The organism is Psychrobacter sp. T6-1 (genome assembly GCF_052258445.1).
On the sequence record NZ_JBQQFC010000551.1, the window covers coordinates 1 to 1,039 of the forward strand.

At 47.9% G+C, this 1,039-nt stretch carries 1 pseudogene; it reads right to left on the bottom strand.

The window, feature by feature from the left end:
- Window positions 1-40 precede the first annotated feature (40 nt).
- A pseudogene (locus ACTXGO_RS14515) lies at window positions 41-1,039 on the bottom strand (hypothetical protein); the annotation flags it as partial.

Sequence of the window (1,039 nt, forward strand, 5' to 3'; positions counted from 1 at the left end):
TAGCAGCCAGTCGCCTTTAACGAGTCAGTTTAAAAGAGCATCACGCAGCAAACAATTGACTCAAACTATACTGACCCACATCAAGAGCTTGCTTATTTTGTGGTCTGTTATGCTCAAATCCATCGAGATGATAGTCTACGGCCATAATCACATCAGCAATATGGGCAAGCGTTTGATCCTCTATCGCTACTCCCTGCGCTATACGCTCCTCTAAATAAATGACCAATTGATTGAGCATACTAGCAGAGGCGGGCAGCTGCAAAAAACGGACCGCACCAGCGACTTGTTTTAAAGACGTCGGCAGGGTCTCAATAAGGGACAGCTCGCGCGCGTTGTCTGCTAAGTAATCTGTAATCGATTGCTCAGCACTAGCGATACTACGGCGACTCTCTTGAACCAGAGTATTGTAAGCAGAGTTGAGCTGATGCAAAGAGATACGAGGATTATTCAAAGGCAGATACACCGCTCCAGGCGTGTGCATCTCAGCCATCGCTATCATAGCGTTCTCAGCCTGCACTAGCGCTAATAATAGATGATCGAAATCCTTGGGCTCAGGGTTTTGCCAGTTTGCAGTCGCTGCTGCGGCCTCATCTAAACTATTCGCTGCATCCGATAAACCAAGCAAACGTAGCGCTGAGCTCAAAGCGCGCAGATCATCGGTAATTTGCGTGGTCGTTACCTGGTGCGATGGGAGAGTGGCGGTTAGGTTGGCACGCGCATAGTCATCGACTTGTTTTTTGATAGCATTGATTTGATCTTGGATAATACTATTGAGACTATCAACCAGCGCGCGATTGGGACCGAATAAGAACTTGCGCATTTGCTCAAGTTGCGGCTCTTGGAGTCGGTTGCGCGCGTATTGTTTGCGCAGCGCTTCTACTTTAGCGTTATCGCGCTTACAGGCAAAACTGACCAAATCAGCAAACCGCTTATCCATCGCCGGCAAGTAGCCATAAAACTGCTGCTCTAGATAAATAAGCGTATGTTTTTGATCCAAACTCAAAGGCATAATAGCCGCAAGATCAGTGACCGCGGCCGA